7 protein-coding genes are annotated in these 18,522 nt (G+C 56.3%); 2 read left to right on the forward strand and 5 right to left on the reverse strand.

The features are described 5' to 3' along the window. Positions 1-236 precede the first annotated feature (236 nt). The 5 genes from J1785_RS27095 to J1785_RS19705 all read right to left on the reverse strand — a co-directional run bounded on the left by J1785_RS27095 (position 237) and on the right by J1785_RS19705 (position 14,347). The gene (locus J1785_RS27095; protein WP_217220281.1) at positions 237-434 is read right to left on the reverse strand and encodes a TNT domain-containing protein; all 198 of its coding nucleotides are present in this window, start codon (positions 432-434) and stop codon (positions 237-239) included. A gap of 47 nt (positions 435-481) precedes the next feature. Further along, positions 482-754: a hypothetical protein gene (locus J1785_RS19690; protein ID WP_217220282.1), complete on the reverse strand. Its 273-nt coding sequence runs from the start codon at positions 752-754 to the stop codon at positions 482-484. Positions 755-953: 199 nt separating this feature from the next. Further along, the gene (locus J1785_RS19695) at positions 954-1,160 is read right to left on the reverse strand and encodes a hypothetical protein (protein ID WP_217215919.1); all 207 of its coding nucleotides are present in this window, start codon (positions 1,158-1,160) and stop codon (positions 954-956) included. After that, a complete protein-coding gene (locus tag J1785_RS19700) occupies positions 1,157-12,610 on the reverse strand; it encodes a hemagglutinin repeat-containing protein (protein WP_217220283.1) in 11,454 nt (3,817 codons plus the stop codon). The genes J1785_RS19695 and J1785_RS19700 overlap by 4 nt, the downstream gene beginning before the upstream one ends. A gap of 36 nt (positions 12,611-12,646) precedes the next feature. After that, complete coding sequence (locus tag J1785_RS19705; protein WP_217220284.1) at positions 12,647-14,347, reverse strand: ShlB/FhaC/HecB family hemolysin secretion/activation protein; 1,701 nt, start codon at positions 14,345-14,347, stop codon at positions 12,647-12,649. 1,069 nt (positions 14,348-15,416) lie between these two features. On the opposite strand from J1785_RS19705, the gene J1785_RS19710 reads away from it, so the two are divergent. Then, a complete protein-coding gene (locus tag J1785_RS19710; RefSeq protein WP_238483293.1) occupies positions 15,417-16,376 on the forward strand; it encodes a glycosyltransferase in 960 nt (319 codons plus the stop codon). Positions 16,377-16,872: 496 nt separating this feature from the next. Next, positions 16,873-18,516, forward strand: coding sequence for a ShlB/FhaC/HecB family hemolysin secretion/activation protein (locus J1785_RS19715; protein ID WP_336369306.1), 1,644 nt, complete (start codon positions 16,873-16,875; stop codon positions 18,514-18,516). Positions 18,517-18,522 lie beyond the last annotated feature (6 nt).

An 18,522-nucleotide genomic window follows, 5' to 3' on the forward strand; every position in this document is an offset into this window, starting at 1 on the left:
CCATTCTGCGCTGGGCTGGATGACCCCGTCAGAATTTGCTGAGAAGTCTGCCGGTTGCCAGAATACACAACCAACATGAAGCCGGTTATTCCTGATTATGAATGGATCACATACGGGGAGCGGGTCAGAAGCCGGTTATTCCTGATTATGAATGGATCACATACGGGGAGCGGGTCAACAAACCGACATTACTAACTGACGGTTGTATCTAATCCTGGGGGCAGGTCACAGTCAGCCTATAAAAGGACGGCTTTCACCTGTATGGGCTTGATGAAGCCCTCTTTCACCAATTCATCAATATTCATCGGTAATTGATACTGAGTCCCCATACCCGGTTTTCCAAACGAAGTAGCTGCGCTTCCAGAGTTTACATCTGGGATAGTCCTTAAAACCTCATACTGCCGATATGGTGATTTCAAACTTGAGTCAGGCAAAGCGCGCGTTGCTCAAAAGGCACATCTGTCGACGCCACAAATTTACCCTAATCAGTAAAGTTACCTTTCTCATCAAACCGGCCACCATATCTGTCAAACGTATGGCCAGGCTGAAGCTCAGTAATCGTTGGCGGCCCATCGAATCCGCTGTCAAAACCATTATTTGCTTTCGTTGGCCAGTTGGGACTTCCGTCAAGTTTCACCCACCTAGGATCAACACCCAACTTCTCACCAACCTGTGCTGGTGTCGTTTTTTTGACACATTGCCCATCGACAATCGCAGTGTATTGACGCACAGCAAATGGAGTATCACCATACATCCCGCACATACCACTTTCATTGCTTTGCGCCTTGTCGATGGCTCGGCTACCACTCACAGTAATGGGATTGGTCGTTTCCAGCGCAGTACCTGAGCTTTTTGGACCAACAGCACCTCCGGCACTACCCCATAAACCCGGTTTTATTATTTCGTGAACAGCATTTTTAGGATCACTCGGATTTGGTTAATCTGAATCCTAATTACATTTGTACCCCAATTTCATCAGCTAACGCCCTCAATCGAATAGAAATATCAATAATCTCATTCTTGTTTAATCCACAGTATGTAGTTAGAGAGCCCTCTGGTACATTTTGAATTAACGCTAATCCACATGAAACAAAGTACCTAAGCTCTTTGGGCGTTACTCTAAAATTAATGTAATCACAATCGTTAATTTTCTCACTCATTTCTTCGGTACCTGAGAATTAATATAGTTATCCCAACCAACCCCACCTTTGTCTGGTCTGAAGGCAGTAGCTTCACCTCTCTGCCCTCTAATGACAATGGTTTTAGTTGAGTTATCAAGATAGTAAGTTGTCCCGTCAACAGATTGACGGCGTTCAATTTCTGGATTAGTAACAATACCTTCCACAAAACTTTGGAACTGACTTTTAGTACTGATACCAAGGTCAGAGAACTCTTGCCGTTCAAGCACATGCTTCTCGTAGGCATGGCCATTCGCGACTTCTTCAGCTAGAAGCTGAGAGTTAAGTTTTCCTTGGTTGACTGTGCTCTGTGCCCCATTGCTTCCTTTTGCACCAATCCCAACACCAATGCCCAACCCCGGCGGAACTATTTCATGAACAGCATTCTCAGGGTCATCCAGGGCACGAGGTGCACCAGTTTCCTGATGCAACTCCCTTTGTAATTCAATTTCATATTTTTTCTCTATCTCATTCGGGTCACTAGCAAGCGCATTATTCTCCACTGCTGCCTTCCCGGCAATCGCCCCTTGCACGCCTGCCAATGACGAATTCCCGGCCACACCACCCGCCAGACCGGCAGCTAATGTACTTAATGCGCTGACATTTGCCTTCTGATCCTCCGTCAGGTCTTCTGCTTTGGTATTGGGGTAAAATGCACTGATGATGATCTTCGCAGCTAATTCTCCCGCAGCACCGCCTGCTGCGCCGCCCGTCACTGAGCCACCCTGAATATAGGCTGTCACAGCCCCGGCCAACGCATGCCCAACGGTGTTAGCGACAGCGCTGTCCCCCGTGACTTTTTTTACCTCCTGAGACAGATAAGGTGCCAGCCCGCCCGCCAGAGCCTGTCCCATATCACCACCGGTGAGCCCGGCAAGCGCTCCGCTGATAGCCGTTGCTGCGGTCCAGTACGGACTGCCGATGCCGTATTTCTGATCCACCGCCAGAAAAGCAGCATCTTCCATGCTTTTCCTCTGGCCTGCATCAGCCGCCTGATAAGCAGCATCTGATGCCAGTTTTTTCGCGGCATCGTCTTTCGCATTGACCGACAACTGGTTTAAAACATTGCTTGCCGTTTGTTGCATGACCTGCTCAGCCAGTTGTGTCACCTGCTGATCGGTCTGAATTTTGTCCTTATCAAAAATCTTGTCGATATGACCATTGGCATCGTCGGTATTTCGGCTAAGCGTACCCACATCCTGCGTTTGCTGGCTGGTATCACGTACTGTGATCGTTCCGTTACCTACAGCAGAGCGGGTCGTACCACTGGCATTACCGCTGCTAATCGCCATCGTCGGGATCGGCAGGATCATCTGATTTATCTGATCGGTCTTGCCCTCTTTATCATGGATAACCTTCCCGTTTTCATCCGTTTTAGCCGCCGTCGATCCGCTGGCAGAAATCCCCACACTGCTGGCCTTGTAATCTGCTTTATTCTGGATATCCGTCCAGCCCAGCGTCCCGGTGTTCAGACTGTTATTGGCCGCATCAGCGGTCGAGGCAATCACGGCGCCGTTTAGTTGCGTATGGTCGCCGACATAGATGTCATAACCCTGATGACCCGCAAACAGCCCGCTCTGGTCACCCACGCTGGCATATTCACTGCTCATTTTCGACTGATTCATGCTCAGGGATGCTGAGCCATTCATGGTGCCGAAGGTAAAGCTGAAACCTCCGCTGACGCTCTTTTGCTTGCTGGCGTAGTCATCAATATCCTGCAGGCTGGTAATGGTCAGATTGCGCCCGACATCGGCGGTGATTTTGTCGCCCATCACCTGCGCACCGCTTAGCGTTGTGTCGTTGCCGCTGCTGAGGGTGACTGCATCCTGCCCGTTGATACGCGTATTGACATAATCTGTGGTATTGCCTTTTTCCGAGCCTTTCGCCATATAACCGCTGGCCTGCACACCGATGCCGGTTTCCTGACCGAATGAAATATGTGCACCGGCACTCCAGCCACTGGCGCTGTTGCTGCCGGTTTGCTTGTTGTTATTGCTGGCAGCCTGAAGCAGTAAATCATTCTGCGCGGCCAGTGTGACCTTATTCCCCGTCACGCCACTGCCGGTGATACTGACATCCCCGGTCTGCCCGTTGGCACCGGTTGCGACAATCGCCACATTACGCCCGCCGCTGACAGTGCTGCCACTGACCTGGTTACTCACCTGCTCGGACGTGTTCTTGCTTTTACTGGCCCCGATATTGACCTGGAGAGTCACACTGGCACTGACATCCCCATTTTTTAACGCTGCGAGCTGACTGGCGACCTTGCCATCTTGTGCGGCAGCCCACCCGTCTTGGACGGCAGCCATTCCATACAACGCTTTTAACCGGTTATCACCGGAGTCACCCGACTGGCTTATATCTTTACCAATAGTCAGCAGCGCATCCGTCACCGGGCTCGACAGCGACACCGTCAGGCCGCTTTGTTTCTGCTCGTAGATTTGTTTGCGGGTCAGCATGTCATTGCCGGGGTCAACCGTGACCGAGCCGCCGACGATGCTGACGTCATTTTTAGCGATCACATCCGAGCCACCGATATGCACCTGTTCACCGGCGATCAGATTCACGTTGCCGCCGGTGCTGCCGACGGCACTGCTGCTCTGGCTCTGGGTGGTACCGTCCTGATTGATTTGCTGACGCGAGGATTTGCTGCCGAACGTCACGCCCAGTCCGCCGCCGCTGAACATGCCGCTGGTTTTGGTCTCACTCAGGCGATAACTGGATTGCTCCTCTGTGGCGGCGGTAATGCTGAGGTCTTTCCCCGCTTTCAGCGTCACATCCTCGTCACCGACCACGGATGAACCTTTCACCGTCAGGTCCTGCCCGGCAACAACTGACACCTTGTCGCCACTCAGCTGCGAGGCTTTTTCAGTAGTGGCATAGTCCTCAGCGACCGTGTGCGTGGTCGTGCCGGAGAACAGGTGTTTCTTGGTTTTAGTTTTTTCGTCGTAGCTGTACTGGCTTTCCTGTGCGGTAGTGATATTCACATCCCGCCCGGCGTTCAGGGTCAGGTCGCCGGTGGCCTGTACTTGCGCAGCCTGTGTCGTAATGTCACGCCCGGCGGCAATGGTGGTGCTCCCGCCGCTCACCACCGCTGTCCCTTCCTGCCCGACATTTTCACGGATACTCACGCTTTTGCTGCCGTGGGTTTCGCTGTAGGTGCTGGTCTGCTGCGCGTTCAGGTTGACGTCGCGACCGGCGCTGAGTGAGGCGTTGAGGTCGGCGGTCAGCTGCGCCGCCTGCGAGTTCAAATCCCGGCCTGCGCTGAGCGTCAGGTCGCCGCCGCTGCTCACCACCGTGCGGGTGGCGTTGTTGCTGTCAGCCTGATTTTTTCCGCTGGTCTGATGGCTGCTCTGGTCCATCGTGTTGAGGTTGATGTCGTTAACTGCCGCCAGCGTGGCGTCGCCTTTGGCGGTGACGGCGCTGCCCGCCACGGTCAGGTCGTGTCCCGCGCTGGCCGATAAATGACCGCCCGCGCTGACCGTGCTGGCCTCGCTGTCGGTGGTCTGTGCACTGCTTTTCGCCGTGGCTTTGCTGGTGCTGAGCGCGTTGCCGGTGATGCTGATGTCGTTCAGCGCCACCAGTTGCAGGTCACTGCCCGCCGTGAGTCGGGCGCCGGTGTTATTGATGTCGTGACCGGCGGTGAGCGAAAGCCCGTCGGTGGCCGAGATACCGGCCACGTCGCCGGTCTGGGTCTGGCTGAAGGTCAGCTGAAACGTTTTGCTTTTGCTGGTGGTCGGCGCGGCCGTCCACTGCTGCGCCTGGGTGACGTTATTGATGTCCCCGGTCACGGATTGCAGCGCAACGGTCTGTCCGGAAATCGACGAACCAATGTTATTGATATCTCCCAGCACGCTCAGTTGCAGGCTGCCGTTGGAGGCAATAAGCCCTGCGCTAAGATTATCCAGCCCGCCGCTGCTTTTTGCTGTCAGTTGGCTCCCGGCCTGCAGGGTACTGCCCGCGTTGACGATGTGCCCGGCGTCGAGATTGACGGTGTTCCCGGAAATCACGCTGCCGGTCACCGCGTGGGTGTCGTTGGCAGAAAGATAGAGTTTAGGGGCCAGAACCGTCTGGCCGTTGACGGTGGTTTTTTCCCACCAGACGATGCTTTTGGTCAGGGCCGCGACCTGTTCCGGCGACAGGCTGATGCCCGGTTGCAGGCCCAGACCGGCCTGCTGTTCGGCGGCGTTATCAATCAGATACTGCATCTGCGCGAGGTCTGACCCCGTGCCGCCGACGTAGCGCTGCCCGGTCTGACTGAGCACGGCGTTATCGACATAACGGGTATCGAAGGCGGCATCGCCGAGGAACTTATAGTCATAGTCCGGCGTCAGCTTCAGCCGGTCCATAAAGTAGGCCGAGCCGAGGAACTTGCTCTCGTCGGTATAGACCGGTGCCGTTTCAATGCGCGGGTTGGACGGCGTGCCAGGCTGAACCGCAGGATGGACAACCTGACCTGCCACCGGCGTTGCAGAAAAGGCCGCAGAGGTCAGGCCGGTACCACCCGGGGTGGCCTGTTTGCCCACGGCAGATATCGCAGACGTCGGTCGCGCAAGGTAATCGTTCAGCGCATTGAACAGTGACGGATCGGTTTTACCGATCCCGCCCAGTTGCGGGTTGGTGGTGATCAGATACGGGCTGGAAGGATCCTGACTCGCCACAAACAAACCGTTATTGCCGGTCGGCAGCGGGTAATCCGTCAGTGCAGCGCCCTGATTGCCAATCTGCTTTAACGCATCGGTGACGGAATTGTTCCACTGTACCGAGCCGACGGTCAGGTTTTGTGCGGATGCCAGTTGTTTGCTTTGCGAACCGCTGACCGGTTGCAGGCCCGACGTGCCGTTCAGTGACGGTGCGCTTATCGCATGGGATAAACCGCCTGCGTTAGCCGAGGTCGTGGTATTGCTGATGTTATTGCTGAAACTGGCGTTAACTGCCCCACCGGCCTGAATAACTGAGCGGAGGCCTTCGCCGGTGCTGACATTCTCATAAGTCGGTGCTTCAGAGAGGTTGTAGGTCACGGTTGAATCAACGCTGTCCCCGCGTCCGACAGTCGACTGGGTGGAATCGGAAGTTGTAGCAAACGTTTTTTTATAATCCTTGCTATCAGGATTATCAGACCCCAGTGTGCCGGTATAGGTGTAGGTAAGATATTTATTCTGAATGCCATTTTCATAGGACTGGTTATTCAGATTCACACCAGACAGTGAGATATTCTCACCCGCCAGAATATTACTGCCGACATTGTCCAGAGTGCTGGCTGCAATATTGATATTGTTGTTAGCGGCAATACGTCCGGCACCTCCGCTGGCCGTCGCCGTCACGGTTGATGTGCCCTCCAGGAACTCTTTAACTGATCCTTTTTGGTTGGGTGCCAGATAGCTGGTTGTTATGCTCCAGCGCTCACCATTACTGCCGCTTCCGCCGTTGTTATAATTGAACGTTGACAGGTAAGTACCCAGTTCATCATCATCCAGATCCCCCAGACGCACCTTGATCGAACTGGCACCGCCGGATGCCGGGCTGTCTGCCGCCGCCTGATAAGAACTCGACGTGCTCAAACCGTCCCGCTGATTCAGCAGATGGCCGGTATTGATGGTGATATCGCCGTTAGTAGTCTCAATATCCCCCGACGTGTTGACCACTTCGCTGTTGGCGTTGCCCGCCGCGTCCCGCTGCAGCCACAGGCTGTTGCCCGCCAGAATATCGCCGTAGTTATTGTGAATACTGTCGGCCAGCAACTGCATGTTGTTACCGGCGTACAGCAGCGCGCTGTTCGTCAGTTGGCCGCCAGCGGACATCACCACGTTACCCGCCCCGCCGACAAAGCCGCTGTTGTTAAGTACGCCACGGCTGGCCAGGCGGATATCCCCGCCGGACTGCACGCTGCCGCTACCGTTGAGCTGGATGTTGCTGGCGTCCACGCCCACCGTACCGCCGCCACCGCGCAACTGACCGCTGTTGGTAAAGTTGCCGGCCGAGCTGAGCTGGATGCCGTTGCCCTGCAAGGTGCCGAGCACGTTCAGGTCGCCCTGCGTGCTGAGGCTGAGGTTCTGCCCTGCCGCCAGCGTGCCGGTCTGGGTGAAGCCCGAACCGAGTTGCAGCGTCATATCCCCCAGCGCCAGCAGGCTGCCCGCCTGATTGAGCACCGGCGTCACCAGCGTCAGGTTGCCTGCGCTGTAGAGTTTGCCGCCCGCCTGGTTGTCGGCGTTCTGAACGTTAAGCCCCAGTGACTGGCTGCCCAATACGGTGCCGGTGTTATGCAGTTCGTTACCGGTCAGCATCAGCCGGTCGCCCTGAAGCTGGCCCTGATTGGTCATCTGCGTGACGTTCAGCGCGCTGTCGCCCTGTCCGGTCAGCGTACCGCTGTTGTTGAGCGAGCCGCCGGTCATGGTCAGGCCCTGCGCCTGCAGCGTGCCGCTGTTGGTCAGCACCGGTGCAGAAACTGTCAGCCTGCCGCCGGTCAGTAAGGTGCCCTGATTATTGAGATTACCGGTGAGGGTCAGATGAGTGACGCCGTCGCCCTGCATCTGCCCCTGATTGAGCAGCGACTGCGCGCCCAAATCTAACGTTCCCTGACTGCGTACGGTGCCGCCGCTCAGGTTGGTGATGCCGTTTTGTACCGTACCCTGCAGGCTTTGCTGGCCCTGTAACTGCCCGCCGTTGCTAATACTGTTGGTGGTCAGCACAAGATTACCGGCCTGAATGGTGCCGCTGTTAGCAATATTCCCGGCGTTCAGCGTGGCGGTGCCGCCGCTGAGTAATGTGCCGCCCTGCTGAACCTGAAGTTGCCCGCTGAGCGTGGCCGCAAGCGCGCTGACACCGCTGATGCCGCCGCTGCTGGTCAGCGCACCGCCGGTCAGGGTCAGGTTATCCGCCGACCAGTTCCCCTGATTATTCAGGTTCGCCGCCTGCAAAATAGCCAGACCGGTTGAGATGATTTTGCCCTGCGCCTGCGTATTGAGCGTACCGGTCAGGTCGAGGTTGGCGCGTGAGGCGGTCTGGATGGCGCCGTTAAGATCTAACTGATCGCCGTGTACATCGGCGCTGTCGGCCTGCCAGTTGCCGTTGTTGGTGACGTGCGCGGCGGTGACGGTGAGTGCGCCCTGCGTCAGCATCTTGCCGGACGTGGCGTTGGTTAAATCCTGCTGCAGCTGCGCCGTCAGGCCCTTCAGGCCAATCAGGTTGCCGCTGTTGTCCGCGTTGTTCGCCGTAAGCGCCAGCGTGTCGCCCTGTATCTGCCCTGTGTTGCTGACGTGGTCAGCCGTCACCGTGGCGGTTTTATCGCTGAGTAACTGGCCACTGTTTTCCAGCGTGGCGGCGTTCACCGTGACGTTACCGGATGAGAGCAGGCTGCCGCCGTTATTGAGGTCACCCTGCATCTGCGCGTTCAGGCCATTCGTGCCTAATGCCGTGCCGCCGTTGGTCAGGCTGTTGCCGGTCAGGGTCAGCTGGCTGCCCTGTAGCCTGCCCTGATTCTGGGTATCACCCACCTGCACACCCAGCGTGCCTCCGGACAATACCTGCCCCTGCGCACCGTTGGTTAAGGTAGTGGCGGTGAGCGTGGTACCGCCGTTGCCCTGCATCAGCCCGTTATTACTGATACCTGTGGCATTCACGCCGACCGTTTGTGCCAGAAGCTGGCCGTTGTTGGTCACAACCGGTGCCGTCACGGTCAGGCCGTTGCCCGCCGATATCACACCGGTGCCCTGATTGGTCAGGCTGCCGGTAGCATTCACGACGACGTTACCGCCCGACACGTTGCCCTGATTGACCAGCGTCTGGCCTTCCAGCGTCATCTGGCTCTGCGCAGACAGGCTGCCTTGCTGCTGCAAGGTACCGGCTTTCACATGCAGGCCGTCGTCGGCGGTGATGGCACCGCTGTTGGTCAGCGAGGTGGCCGTGATATCCACATTGTCCGCGCCCAGCGCCGCGCCGTTGGTCAGCGTACCCGCCTGAACTGTCAGCGTGCCCGGTGTCACCAGTTTCCCGGCCAGATCGGCTTTTTCAGACGCACTGATCCCCAGCGCGTTTTTGCCCTGCGTCTGCGAGCCGTTGCCGGTAGTGAGCTGTTGCGTGGTCAGCGCCGCGTTGCCGTCGGCGGAGAGAAAACCCTTTAAGTTCGCGGTATCCGCACTGAGGTTCACATCGCCCTGGCTGGACTGTACCGATCCGGCGCGGGTGGTCAGCGCGGTGGCGTTAAGTGTTGCACCCTGCGTGCCGGTCAGCGTGCCGCCCAGATCTGCCTGGGCGGTGTTGAGCGTCAGCTGACCATCGGCCAGTAAGGTCGCCGCATCACCGTTGGTCACGTCGTCCGCGGTCAGCGCTAAGTCGCCGCGGGTGCCGGTCAGCCCCTGATTGTTGAACTGATTCAGGGTCAGCGTCTGGTCACCGCCGGACTGCGCCGTGCCGTTGTTATTGAGGGTCTCCCCGTCAAGCTGCTGCGTGCCGAGGGACTGCAGCAGGCCGTTATTGGTCAGGGTGCCGAAGCTGAACTGGCCGTTGCGGTTGGCGGCCAGCGTGCCGCCGTTGCTGAAATCGTGCGAGGTGAAGTTGAGGTCACGCCCGGCGATCAGGCTGCCGGACCACTGGCCGCCGCTGGCAACCGTGGCCTGCACGTCATTTTGCGCCGAGGTTTTACCACCCTGTGCGGCATTAAGCTGGTCAGCGTTAATCGAAAGAGTATTGCCCGCGCTGGTGGTGCCGTCGAGCTGCTGCTGGCGGGCGGATAACTGCATATCTCCCGTGGAGGCCAGCGAACCGCTGCCGGTCACCTGCAATGTGCCGCCACCGGCTTCCAGCGTGTTGCCGTCGAGCGCACCGGCCAGCGTGGCGCTGCCGGTTGCCGTCAGGGATAAATCTTTATCGCTGTGAACGGAACCCTGTGCCCCGACGGACAGATCCGTGGCGTTCAGGCCCACGTTGCCGGAAGTCGACAACTGGCCGCCCAGCGTCTGCTGCGCGGCAGAAAACTGAATATCGCCAAGGCTGGTGATCAGCGAGTTTTGCCCGGCGTTCAGGGAAGTACTGTTGAGCGTCAGGCCATTTTTGCCGGTCAGCGTGCCGTCCACGTTCATCTGACCGCCGCCGATGTTCAGCCGGTCTCCGGCAAACAGCGAGCCCTGTTCACCCACGGTCATCTGGTCCGCAACCTGTAAGCCCAGTCCCTGCTGCGAGCCGATCAGCCCCTGATTGCTGAGGGTATTGGCGGTGATGTTTTGCGCACCGCCGGACTGCATTTTGCCGCTGTTGTTCAGTTCGCTGGCGTTCAGGGTCTGTGTACCCTGCGCCTGGATCAGGCCGCCGTTGGTCAGTGTTTGCGTGGTGAGCTGCGTGTTGCCGCTGGCGGCCAGCGTGCCGTTGTTGGTCATGTCACCCGCACTGACGCCCAGATTGCCGCCCGCCGTCAGGCTGCCGTTCCACACACCGTTATTGCCCGCATTGGCCTGCACATCACCCACGCCATAAACCTGCGCGGTATTATCTGAGCTGAGTGACCCGCTGCTGAGCAGAAGATTTTGCCCGGCGCGCAGCTTGCCACCTAATATCGCTTTGCCGGTTGCCTGAACATCTGCGTCCGTGCCCGACTGAAGTTGCGACCCTGCCAGCGTGGTCAGTTCGCCGAAACGTCCGGTCAGCAGATTATCCGTTGAAATCAACCCGCCGAGCTGCGCGTCATCAGCCGTCAGCGAAAGCGCGCCTGCGCTGGTGATCGTCGAATCGCCGGTGGTACTGAGTGAACCGACATTCAGCTGCGTGTTGCCGCTGGCGGCCAGCGTGCCGTTGTTGGTCATGTCGCCCGCACTGACGCCCAGATTACCGCCCGCCGTCAGGCTGCCGTTCCACACGCCGTTATTGCCCGCATTGGCCTGCACATTCCCGACGGCGTAAAGCTTAGCGCTGCTGGCCGAACTCAGTGAGCCGCTGCTGAGCCGCAGGTTTTGTCCGGCGCGGACGTTACCGCCGAGCATCGCACTGCCCTGCACACCGATATCCGCATCAGTACCGGACTGAATCTGCGACCCTGCAAGGGTGGAAAGTTGCCCGAAACGCCCGGTCAGCTGATTGTCAGTCGACAACAATCCACCAAGCTGCGTTTCTCCGGCAGTGAGGGTCAGGGCACCGCTGGCCTGCACCACCCCGCTGTTGTCCAGCGTTGTCGCCTGAAGATCTTGCGTTCCCTGCGCCTGCAGCGTGCCGGTATTGGTCAGCCGCTGCGTGGTGATACGGGCGTTTCCGTTTGCGGCGATCAGCCCGTTATTGGTCAGATCCCCGGCGTTCAGTTGGAGATCTTTCCCCGCCGTCAGCTTGCCCTGCCACTGGCTGCCATTACCGGCGGTAGCATGAATATTACCTGCCGCAGACACCTGCGCGGTATTGCCTGAATTGAGCTGGTCAGCGGCCAGCGTCATATTACCGCCGCTGGTTACCTGGCCCCCTTGAATGGCCAGTTGTCCCTGGCTGTTGAGCGCCATATCGCCGCCCGACTGCTGGGTACCGTTAAGCGCGATGGCCTGCGCATTCGCCGTCAGCTTGCCGGTGGCGGTCGCATTACTTAGCGTCAGCCTGCCGCTGGCATCAATCTGCATATCGCCGACCGACGCGTTCAGGTTGCCAAGGTTGACCCCGACGCCCTTGTCGCTGGAGACCAGATGAATGCGGTTGGCGTACATACCGCCAAGCGCGCCGGTGTCAATCGCCACCGCCGGTACGCCTGCGCCGGATATCGGCGTGGCATTACCCTGCGCATCGACGTGATTGGCACCTAAGGTGACGTTCAGGTCTCTGGCGTACAGCCCGGCGTTAATCTGCGCGGCGCGGGAAATCAGTGAAAAAGAATCGCTCTTGCGGGCGTCCAGGCCCTGACCTTCAACGGTGATCGCACCCTGCGTGACGTCGAGGGACTGCAGCGAACCGTCAGCGTTCAGCACAGGTTTACCGGTGGTCAGCGTGGCGTTCGGGGTGTTGAGGAAGCCGCAGCCGTTACAGGTGATGCCGTAGGGGTTGGCGACCATGACGTTCGCCGCTTTTCCCGCGACTTCCATGTAGCCGTTAAGTTGCGAAGGGTTCGCTGACACCACTTCGTTAATGATGCCCTTCGCTTCCTGACCTGCCGTAAGATTGGGGTTGTTCTGGATCAGCCCGCCCAGCTGAGTCCGGGTCAGTTTGCCGGTGGCGTTGTTGAGAATGAGGCCCTGCTGGCCGACGTTGAAATCGTTGTATTTGTTATGCGAAATCCCGGCCTGATTCGGGGTGGCGATGTTCACCACCGGCACGCCGTTACCCGCCTGATCGGTGCGGGTGTTGCCTTCGGCTACCGTGATACCGGCCGCAAATGCGGGCACCACCGGTTGCCAGACCAGCCAGCCCATCAGCCCGTATGCCAGTGCTTTACGCCATAACGCGACCGGTTGCTCTGTGATCGATTTCATCGCCGAATTCCTTCTCTCTTATGTAGAGGTACAACGCTAAAGTGCAAAGCCGATGCGGTAGTAGACCGTGACGCGATCCGGTGCCAGTGAGTCCGGATAGCTCAGCGGCCAGCCGACGGTAAACTGGCTGGAGAAATGTGCGTTACTGCTCGATAAACCCACCGCCCCGCCCCATAAGGTGCCGGACGCATTGGTGTCGTGATTGCTGCGTTGCAGGTAGCCGCCGTCAAGCGCGGTCACGGCGCTGATTTGTCCGAGCACCGGCAGCGCGAACAGTTGGGTATCCAGCTCGTTGCGCCAGTAGCCGCCGTTGTCGCCGGAAAGATATTGCTCTTTGAACCCGCGCACCGAGCTTTCGCCGCCAATCGTCAGGCGTTCGCTGCCGTAAAGACGGTCATCGCCCCACTGGCCGTAGGCGCTGGTCAGCCAGGTAATGCGTTGGGTGACAGGCCGGTAATAGCTGGTGGACAGCGTCCATTTAGAGAACTCCGCGCGCGGGGCATCCGGGTTTTTATCTTCATCACTCTCGCCGCCAAACCACGGCACGCCACGGCTGAACGCCGGGTTGAGCGTGGCGTATCCGCCCCAGAGTTTCTGGCTGTGATTAATGCCTGCGGTCCAGCTGGTCAGGCTGCGGGTGCTGCTTTCCAGCGTGGCGTCGTTGAGATAATTTCGGTTGAGGCGGTGCGTCAGCCCGAGGCTGGCGGCGGTTTTCATGTCGCCGTTGCGAAACAGTACGCGGGAAAGGGTGAAGCGGTGCGCCTGGCTGTCGCCGGTGGAGCGCCACAGATAGCCCTGCGATTCAATGGTGCTCAGGTAGTCGCTGTAGCTGTAGTTGTAATCAAACAGCCAGTAGCCGTAAGGCAGATTAACGCCCGCCTGCACGCTTTTCGCGTCGTGGTCGCTTGCGCCGTCGCTGCTTCGTGACGCACTGACAAACCACTGATCCGCCAGCCCGAGCAGGTTATTGCCGGTCAGCGAGCCGCTGACCTGTCCGGTGCCGGTGCTTTTCTGCCCTGAGTTATCAAAACCGGCGCTGGCCTGCAGGGGAAACTCAGGCTTTGAGGTAAGGTTGACGATGGAGTATCCCGGCTGGCTGCCGGGCTGGATTTCAATCTGCACCGGCGTTTTGCGCAGCCGGTTAATCTGCTCCATCCCCTGCTCGATATCGCGCAGATTAAGAATTTTGCCAACCCGTCCCGGAAACGCCATCGCCAGCATTGCGCCGCGCTGGTTTTCCATTTTGATGGCTTCGAGTTTGCCTTCCATTACCGTCAGGCTGAGCGTGCCGGAAGATAAATCCTGTTCGGTGAGAAATGCGCGGCTGGTGATATAGCCCCTGCCGATATACCAGTCGGAGATCTGTTTCACCAGGGCATTAATCTGGCCAATACCGAGGCACTGTTGCAGATAGGGTTGAGTCAGTTTTTGCCGGATGCGCGCGGGCATATGGTCTGCGCCGCTGAGGGTAATGTCGTGAATATCAAAGCACGGGCCGCCGGAGTGTACGGGAGTTTGCGGCGCGGGGGCGACTGACGTGCTGCGCTCCAGTTCCTGACGCTGCTGCTGGTTCTGCTGCAGAAGTTGCCGCTGCTGCTGTTCGATACTGTCGCGGTCGGCGGGGCTGAGCGGCGCGGCCTGCGTCGCAAAAGCAACCAGTAAGTATAACGACGCTAAAAGTCTAACTTTCCGGCGTTTGAAATGTCGAAAACGAGTACCAAGGCTTATGATTTCCATATCCGGGCGTTTTCTCTCGCCGACTGACTACCCTTTCCGCTCTCAATCTTGCGCGTCAGGTGCCGCTACAGCGTTGAAGTATTGTTTAACATTCAACACATATCGGTTGAGGAGTGATCCACCTTTAGCAATTAACGGGCTAATGACATTGCAAAATATGTAAAAAGAGAGTCATGGGAAAGATTAATAAATATGCCAATCCAAGTGTTTTTTAGAGAATTACACCAAGTAATTCCCGCCACATTACCTAAATAAGATGAATACTGCTGAATAGCAGTCCTGCTGAAACATTATTTTAGAAATATTTAGAAATAAACCGGCTTAGTGAACGCATACCTCTTTTTTGTATCCCCTTTAGCTGTTCCGGCTCCGCATTCGGTTAACAGCCCTACTCGTCCGTTAATGTGCTGATGGTGCAATAACGTTGATGTAGCAGGTAATATTCCTTTAAACAGTGCTGAACTGAGTTATGTACCAATAGATGCGTTGCATGTTGAACCTCGCATTCTGAACACATTGGTCACAAATCGAAAATACAGGCTTTCATGCCCATGATTTTAAAAATATTTTTCTCGATCAGGTATTTCTTACCAAACTTATTTGGGCCATTCCACAGCGCAGGGCAAGGAATACCTATCCATTATCGATATCCTGTCCACATCGATCGGCGATAACGATCGAAATCCAATTATCGATCTATCAAAACGATTATCTTTCCAACAACCTCTCTGGTTATCCTTGGATTTCATTGGTGGCTGTAAAAAGCTTTGCATCACAGCGTATTACCGCTGTGGGGCTTGCTACGTCATCACTGCAGGGATGCCAGAAACTAATCGTCTCAGGTAACCATTTTTGCATCACATTAGTACGCCAATACAAGGCCACCATGCTCGAACGATGCAGCCGCGAAGAGATGAACATGAAAAGATGTACCCGATGTAATAAAAAAAGAAACTTCATCGAACGGTTATTCGCGCTGGATAAAGAGCTCTGCGAGGAATGCTTATATGACCTTCAATTGGAAATTCGGGAAAGAAGAGAAATTTCAGTCCAAAGGCATAAAGATTAAATGGCGCTCATTCAGCAAGACCGGCAGGCCATGATCGAGGTCAGCGTCATCATTCCTGTCTATAACGCGGCAGAGACCATCAGTCACCTCATCAGCAAGATCCTCAGCGAAACCCGTGTCGCTATTGAACTCATTATCGTCAACGACGGTTCCACTGATGGTACTGGCAGACTTATCCGGGATATCTGCGACGACCGGGTTATCCTCATTGAGCAGGAAAATCAGGGCGTCTATGCGGCACGTAATGCCGCACTGGATATACACCGTGGTGAGTGGGTGATATTTCTCGATGCAGATGATGACGTTGAAGAGGGATTCATCTTTGCACGCTGGCAGACCGCGATAAACACTCAGGCCGATGTGGTGATCTTCAATGCCTGGCGCACGGGTTCCGGAAATTCCAGAACGCCCGTACACACCAGGCAACCCTACGCACAATCCTTATCCGGACATGAGTGGATACGCCACTGCGTGATGCACCGCGAATGGCCGCACTATCTGTGGTTGCAGATGGTCAGGTCATCCTACGTTAGAGACAACGCGCTGCATTTTCAGACAGGTAAAAGTCACAAAGATATTCTCTGGACCGTGAACCTGGCGATAGGTAATGCTCGGTTTTATCTGCCGGACATCAAAGACTATACCTACAGGATCAATGCCGCCTCGATCACCCATCGTCCTGACTACTATGATGTCCGTGCGCACAGCTATATCGATGTGATTGCTGAAATAATTCGCCTGGCGGAGCTGAAGTCAAATAAAGCGGTTCGTTTATTTCTGTATCGTCATGCGCTCCGGGAGACCCGGCATTTTTTGGGGTTGTACCGTAATCATGCGTATGACCAATCTGGGCTTAAAGTGACGTTCAGGCACAGGATATCTAAGGTCAGTCTGGCTCGCGGGATAAGCAGTATCAGCGATGGTTTTTTCCTGTTGAAGTTAACTATTACGCTTCTTTAATTGGCCGACTCGTGGCCCCTGAACGGAATGAGACCCCACATCTGGTTAGGTTACAAACTAAGCAGTAGAGAAAACGCGTGTTACCGGTTCGCAAACTCAACCTCTTTTTCCAGAATCTCCTTCCTGAAAATACCTCATTCCGGTAGAAATTCTCCGCCCTTACGGCGGGGCCTTTTCATAATCCTCAGTGCTTACATTACCAGGGGGTCAGTGTGGTGCCCGGTGTCCGCACGAATGGGGGAAATGGTCGACTAATCTCAATTCTAAAATTTTTTGTATAGTCCCTGACCATTTCATTGATATTTTGTACGGGAAGTGTAAATTTATGAAAATAAGTAATACGTAAAGGGATGTTTTTGCGTTCCATACATAAGGACATGTTGTGATTTACCCTGCTACTCTGACGCGTCGCCACCCATATTTTGCCCTGCTGGCGTTATGGTCATTGCCTTTGTTTGCCGCCCCCGAGATCCCTGCCCCCCTGATTAACTCAGCGGTGCCAAATGTTGCGGGGAATAACCCTGAACGTGCCCTGACCGCCGGTGACCGGCAGCTTATTCATCAGCAGGAACAGCAGCGGGCATTAGAGCAACGTCTGACCCCCAACGCACCTGACGTTCGCCTTTCTCCGCCTTCTGGCAGTTTTGGTCGCATCATTTTCCCGCAGGAAACTCCGTGCTTTACAATTTCTCAGGTCACGCTTTCTGGCACAGACACCCTGCCACATTGGTTGCCGTTACAGCACATCAGTAATCAGGCACTGGGACACTGTCTGGGCGGGAAAGGCATTAACCTGCTGATGAGCACGTTGCAAAACCGCCTGGTCGATCACGGCTACATCACCACCCGCGTGCTGGCTCCGCAGCAGGATCTCAACAGTGGCGAACTCAAACTGACCGTGGTGCCGGGTAAAGTCCGCCAGGTAAAACTGACGCCGGACAGCGGTCACTACATCACGTTGTACAGTGCGTTTCCCGCCCATGAAGACAAGCTTTTAGATCTGCGCGATATCGAACAGGGGCTGGAGAATTTACAACGGCTGCCTACGGTGCAAGCCAACATGGAAATTTTACCCGGCAGTCAGCCGGGGGAGAGTGATATTGCCTTGCACTGGCAACAGCAGCGCATGTGGAGGGTGGGTGCTTCACTGGATGATTCCGGCACCCGCAGCACCGGGCGTTATCAGGGCGGTCTGACGCTGTCGCTGGATAACCCTTTTTCACTCAGTGACTTGTTCTATCTCTCTGGCAGCAGCAGTCTGGAGAGTAAAGGCGGAAAAGGTTCGGATAACATCACGGGTCACTATTCCGTACCTTTCGGATACTGGATGTTTGGCCTCACGGCCAACAGCTATGACTACCACCAGACGGTGGCCGGTCTGAACAGTGATTACCGCTACAGCGGTAAAAGCAACAACATCGATTTCCAGGTCAGCCGCGTCTTGCATCGTAACGGTAGCCAGAAAACCACCCTGACTTACGATGTGCTGGCCCGCGAATCAAAAAATTACATTGATGATACGGAAGTCGAAGTGCAGCGCCGTCGCACTGCCGCATGGCGCGTCGGTCTGCAACATCGTCACTATATTGCTCAGGCCACCCTGGATGCGGGCATCAGCTATCAGCGCGGCACCCGCTGGTTTGGTGCAATGCCTGCGCCGGAAGAAAATTTCGGCGATGCCACGGCACTGAGCAAAATCGTACAAATTTCGTCTCAGCTCGATATCCCCTTTGCGCTGGCTAACCAAAAATTCCATTACAACGTGCAATACCAGCGTCAGTTCAGCAATACACCGCTGACGCCACAGGATCAGTTTGCTATCGGCAACCGCTGGACGGTGCGCGGTTTTGACGGCGAGCGCACACTGAACGCCGATCGTGGCTGGTTCGTGCGTAATGATATCGCCTGGGCTACGCCGGTTCCGGCGCAGGAACTTTATCTGGGCGTTGACTATGGCGAAGTCGGCGGCAATGGCACGCAATATCTGGTGGGCAACCACCTGGCCGGAGGCGCTATCGGTATTCGCGGTTCGGCATTTAAAACCGGTTATGACCTGTTTGCCGCCGTGCCTTTCTCCAAACCCGACGGCTTTAGCACCGATCCGGTTTCGCTGGGCTTTAACCTCAACTGGCAGTATTGAGAGGCA

It is taken from the genome of Rahnella perminowiae, from assembly GCF_019049755.1.
Taxonomy (GTDB): domain Bacteria; phylum Pseudomonadota; class Gammaproteobacteria; order Enterobacterales; family Enterobacteriaceae; genus Rahnella; species Rahnella perminowiae.